Genomic DNA, 5,437 nt, shown 5'->3' with positions numbered 1-5,437 from the left:
AGCCCGGCGGCGTCCGGGTCGAAATCGCACTCGGCGGCGATCCTGGACCGGAAACCCCGCGCGTCGAACAGCCCGATCGGCCGGGTGGCGGTCCGACCGGAGGTCAGCAGCTCCCAGAAGGGCTTCACCCCGATCCCGCCCGGCGCCACCACCCCCAACCCCGTGACGGCCACCCGGCGGGTCACGGTGTCGCCTCCGTGTCCACGTGCCCCAGGTCCGGGCGCGGCGCCAGCGGGCACAGGTGGAACACCGCGCGCACGGGATCCCGCATCGGGTGCGGGCGCAGTCGCGCCCCCGCCACTGCGCAGCGGAACCGGGCACTCCCGGTCGTGGTCGACATCGGTTCGCCCTCCTGTTCGCGTCGAGCGCGGGGTCGAACCGCCCCGCCGCGCCGTGCCCCGCGTCAGACCAGGATTACCCGTCTTCGGTGACCGGCCCGCCGTCGCTTCCGCGGAGTCCTCCAACCGGGCACGACACCACCCGGCCGGGTCACCGGGAGTGTCACCGCCGGCGGCAGCGTCGGTTGGACGCGCCCCTCTCGCACACCATCCATGGGCCCCGGTCGGGTATCTCGTGACCGTCGGCATCTTCCAGCAGAGCGGACGTTCCGGCCAGGAGGGACGTCGGCGCCGCCTCTACCGCGGAGCGGACGACACCCGGATCCCGCCGCACGCCGTCGCCTCCTCCCGGTCGGCCCTTTGCGCACGTCGGCTCCCGTGGTGCCGGCGTATGCCCTGGGCGACCTCACCGCGCGATGTGGATCCCCGCCGTGCCGGGCCGCGACAGGCGCCTCGCTGCCCACTTCCCGCCACCGCTCGGCACGTGTGCCGGATGGCCCGGTGGGCTCGGTGGTGGCCGCCTCACCAGGTCGGCACAGCCGCCTTCCTCCTCCGTCTCCGCCACAGCAAGGTCTGAGCCAGCACGAGCAACGCGCCTGCACCGACGGTTCGGAAACCGAGCACGAGGCCCGGTTCCTCGAACGACAGCCGCAGCACGTGCTCGCCCGGTGGCAGGTCCACCGCGATCAACCCCGCGCCCACCGTGCGGACCGGAACGGTGCCCGGGCTGCCCTCCACCGCGGCGGAGTGGCCCGGCCAGTTCACCCGCGCGAACACCACCCGGCCGCCTTCTGGGGCGCGGTAGGCAACGACTTCGCGGTTCGGCTCGGCAGCGGCAGAGCGCACTTCCACCCCGGCCGAGGCCCATGCGACGCGTCCTGGGTGCGGCAGCGGCCCTTGCCTCGCCCAGACCACCCGGACGTCGCCGCGCTCCACCACTTCCCACCCCGGCGGCGGTGGGCGATCCACCACGTGGGGCAACAGGCTGCGCTGGAGCACCAGGGTGCGGACGCGCAACGCGTCGACCAATCGCACCTCCGTGCCGTCGACCACCTCCCACAGGCGGTCGAACGCTTCCGGGCAGACCCGGCCCTTGTAATCCATGCACAGCGCGTCGGTGAACGCGGCGAAGCCGATGCCGCTGTAGCGGTTGACGGTCTCGCGGCCGCGAAGGATGTTCTCGTTGCCGAACAGGAGCAGACCGGCTGCGTAGTCCTGCGTGCGGACGGTGTGCTGCGTGGCCAACTGCAGCACGGCGCCTTCGGCGCCGGCGGAGCCGCGTGCCGTGCCCGCCACCGACGTGGGCGGTTCGACCGGCACACCGGCCTCGACCGGCAGCCGCCACACCTGGAAAGCCATGATCGCCGCGGTGCCGGTCACCAGGACGGCGCCGAGCACGCGGACACCACACCGGAGGTGCGCCACGACCGCGGCCGCGACGAAAGCGACGACGAGCAACGTGGCGACGAAGTGGATGCCTCGGTGCTCAGGACTGGACGCGACCGCCAGGTACGCGCCCACACCCACCAGCGCCGCGCTCCCCCAGATGCGGACCCTGAGCCGGTCGCGTGCGAGTCCGGCCGACAGCGCTACGGCCAGCAGCACCGCCACCGCCACGTAGAGGTGCTCGATCATCCGGATCGGCCACCGGAACAGCCACAGGTTCGACGGACCCAACACCAGGGCGAGGTAGACACCGGCGACCACGAGGACGCCCAGCAGCGGCCTGCTCACAGCGCGCATCGCGCGCCACCGCAACCACGGCAGCAACGGCACGGCGAACCACACGAAGTACGTCGAGGGCAGGCTCTCCCGCACGGCGCCGTTCCAGTTGACGATCGGCGGCAGGTAGGTCGGGGAGCTCGACGCGACGAGATCGCCCAGGTGCGGCACCATGAAGCCGTCGTTGGCGACGGCTGCCAGGCCTTGCCGCGTCGTCACCTCCAACGCCTCCAACAGCGGCAGGAACAGCAACACGGCGCCCGTGCCGGCGCACGCCGCCGTGAACAGCACCTGCGCCAACCGCGCGTACTCGCCACGCACGACCAGCTCGACCGCGATTCCGGTGAGCACCACCAGCATCCCCAACACGGCGTACGGGTTCCCGGTCGTCGTCGCCAACAGGCCGAACACGAACGGGGTCAACGGTGTCCCGACACCGCGCGCGAACCGACGCGCCGACCACCAGAACCACGTCACCCAGGCCAGCGCCATCGGTTCGGCGGGCCAACCCGACGCGGCGTAGTAGAGGCTGAACCCGCAGGCAGGCGTGGCCAACGCCACCACGGCGGAGGGCACGCGGCCCGCACCGTGCTCCCGGCACAGCAGATAAAGCCCGACCGAGATCAACGCCAGGAACTGCACCATCACCAATGCCGATGCGGCGGCCAGGTCGTCGAACAGCGACACGAGGACGTAGTCGGCCACTTGCACCGGGTTCCACAGCGAGTACTCGCCTTCGGCGGCGTAGTTGCCGCCGTACCAGCCGGCCGGATCCATCAGCGGCCACTGCCCGTCCCGGATGCGCTCGCCCAAGTGGTGCCACAGCGGGACGAACGACTCGTGGTTGTCGCCGACGTAGTAGAACAGCCGGTTGATCCGGTAGGGGATCGAGAACAGCACGACGGCCGCCACGCCGATGCCTGTCGCCACCGCCCACTCGGGCAGGCGCCGCGGCGGCGCGGCGGCAGGCCCGTCCGGCCCGGACGGCCCCGTACCGGGCACCGTCGTCACGGGTGCCGACTCGACACCGGGGCCGACATCCAGGGAGTCACGCGTCCGCACCGAACAACCTCCCCCAGTCCCGCACGCCGGTCAACTCCGGCAGTGCCTTGCGATACAGCCGACGCACGTCGCGCCCTTCGCGCGCAAGCCGCAGCAGCACGAGTGCGCCCCGCGTACCCAGATCCCGGGCGACCTTCCAATCACGGGTGCGAACCTTGAACCCCGCCTGCGAGGGATCGGTCGCCACGACCACGTCGAACTGGGAGGAGTGCCACCACACGTCGTCGACCGCCCGGATCGAGGCCTTGCCACGCGACCGGCCCAATACGGCCAGCGCCAAGCGGTGCAGCAGCACCGGACGCGGGAGCAGGGGGTGCCGGCTCGCCGAGGCGATGGGCAACGCCCGCACCTCCTTGGCCGAACGCACCGCGGTCTCCGGGTACCCGGCCCGCAGCTTGCGGATCGTCGCGGCGGCCTGCGCGCCGCCGTCGGCCAACTGGTCGGGGCCGGCGAGGAAGTCCTCCACGGCGCTGATCAGCGTGGCGGCCAGGCCGTAGCGCATCGACACCACGTACGTGCAGAGCTGGCCGAGCAGCGACGTGATCGCACGCCGCAGGTCGAACTCGCTGTGCAGCGCCGCGGTGATGAGCGAGTTGCGCAAGGTGAAGTAGCGCGACCAGTCGTCCCAGTCCTTCCACGCGAAGTCGGCGTGCCACACGCCGGCCCCGGGCAGCGTGACGGTCCGGAAACCGCGACGACGTGCGCGCAACCCGTACTCGATGTCGTCCCATTGGAAGAACAGCGGCAGCGGGTAGCCGACGGCGACGGGCACCTCGGGCGGGATGAGGCAGGACCACCAGGCGTTGTACTCGGCGTCGACCCGCAGGTCCTGCTGGCGACGCTCGCTCACGTCGGCGTCGAACAACGCGCCGGGCACGGGTCTGCCCGCCCGCAGACGCCGCAGGTCCGCGCGCTCGGCCGCGACGTGCAACCGATGGGGGTGCAGCAACCTGAGCATCTGCCCGCCGACCAGGGTCGGTTCTTCGGCGGACTCGGCGAACCCCACCATGCGAACCACGCTCTCGGGTTCCGCCACCACGTCGTCGTCCATCAGCACCACGTGGGTCGATCGGTCACGCCGGTGCACCTCGTACAACCCGCGGGTGAAGCCACCCGCGCCCCCCAGGTTCGGCTGGCGCACGTAGCAGAGCCTGTCCTCCAGCACCTGCTCCACGCCGTCGAAGCCCTCCGCTGCGCACAGTGGGTCGTCACCTTGGTCCACCACGACCACCTTGTCCAGCAACGCCAGGCATTCCACATCAGACGCCACGGCGCGCAGCACGGCCAGGCAGTCCTGCGCCCGGTTGTACGTGCAGATCGCCAGGGCCGCGCGATGGCCGCGCCCCGGGCCGTCCACCAGCCACCGAACCCGGTCCAGCACCAGCGGCTCGGCCGCGGTGGCGGCCTCCAGCCACAACGCGCCGCCGTCGAGGAACCGGTCCAGCGGCGCGACCAGCTCCACGACTCGCGGCTCGGTCGCGCGACACCGCACAGCCGCGACGGCGCGGCTCTCGCCCACGCTGTCGGACGCCATCAGGCGCACCACCCCCGTGCCGCGTGCCTCCACGAGCACCACGACGCGTGGCGCCGGGGTCCACCGCTGCCAATAGGCGGCCGGGAAGCGACCGAAGTAGGTGTTGGTGGAGATCGCGGCGTGCGGCGCCAGCACCACTCTCTTCCGCTCGGCTTCGACCATCCCGCGTTCGACGCGGAGGTACAGCTTCCCCGGCTCCTCGTCGCGTGGCGGCGCGAACAGCGTCCGCTGCACCACGCGCCCCCTGGCCAACGGGTCGACTGACATTTCTCTCTCCTGTGCAGGTCTTCGTGGGGACCGGGGCCGGCCGCCCCGCGGTCGCCGGGAGGGCGGTACGTGGCAATCGGACGAACGTGACGCGGTGTCGCGTGCCGCCGGGCAGGACGGTCGGTGCCCGGCACGCCCTCACGACTCCACGTCCGCTCCGGTTCGGATTCGGCTGGCTCCGAGGGCGTCCGGGCGGACTTCCCCCGCTACCGCTGCGGGCCTTCCGAGCAGGGCTGGCGGCGCTTGTGACGGACGATGCCCACTGTTCGGCATGTCGGCTGTCGACTCACCGGCACGGTCCCTGACACGTGGAGCCGTCATGGGCGATCCCAATCTGCTCCGCGGCTTCCGACGTCGGAGCGCGGTGCGGTGTGGCCGAGACGGCGGTCCGGCGGGAGTTTCGTTCACGCCGCTCAAGCTGATGTCGGTGCACCGGGTCAATTGTGGGTGCGACCTGTGGGGACCACCACCCCCACAAACCCCGACCGACCCAAATCGTAAGACCGCGTTAGCC

At 71.8% G+C, this 5,437-nt stretch carries 4 protein-coding genes; all 4 read right to left on the bottom strand.

Features of this window, described 5'->3' with window-relative positions; all coding sequences use genetic code 11:
* Positions 1-185, bottom strand: a 185-nt coding sequence (locus ACFXGA_RS33820) for a beta-ketoacyl synthase N-terminal-like domain-containing protein (protein WP_378095100.1), incomplete at its 3' end; no start/stop codon positions are given.
* On the bottom strand, positions 182-340 hold the full coding sequence (locus tag ACFXGA_RS33815; RefSeq protein WP_378095098.1) for a hypothetical protein: 159 nt from the start codon (positions 338-340) through the stop codon (positions 182-184). The genes ACFXGA_RS33815 and ACFXGA_RS33820, both read right to left, overlap by 4 nt.
* Before the next feature lie 520 nt (positions 341-860).
* Positions 861-2,990: a hypothetical protein gene (locus ACFXGA_RS33810; RefSeq protein WP_378095096.1), complete on the bottom strand. Its 2,130-nt coding sequence runs from the start codon at positions 2,988-2,990 to the stop codon at positions 861-863.
* A gap of 118 nt (positions 2,991-3,108) precedes the next feature.
* Positions 3,109-4,923 carry a glycosyltransferase gene (locus ACFXGA_RS33805; protein WP_378095094.1) on the bottom strand — a complete coding sequence of 605 codons (1,815 nt, stop codon included), beginning with the start codon at positions 4,921-4,923 and terminating at the stop codon, positions 3,109-3,111.
* Positions 4,924-5,437 lie beyond the last annotated feature (514 nt).

This window comes from Actinosynnema sp. NPDC059335, from assembly GCF_042752395.1.
Lineage (GTDB): Bacteria > Actinomycetota > Actinomycetes > Mycobacteriales > Pseudonocardiaceae > Actinosynnema.
This window is presented reverse-complemented; position numbering and strand designations above follow the sequence as displayed.

Coding starts and splice junctions, on each gene's coding strand:
- ACFXGA_RS33815 (WP_378095098.1), bottom strand. CDS start 340: ATGTCGACCACGACCGGGAGTGCCCGGTTCCGCTGCGCAGTGGCGGGG.
- ACFXGA_RS33805 (WP_378095094.1), bottom strand. CDS start 4,923: ATGTCAGTCGACCCGTTGGCCAGGGGGCGCGTGGTGCAGCGGACGCTG.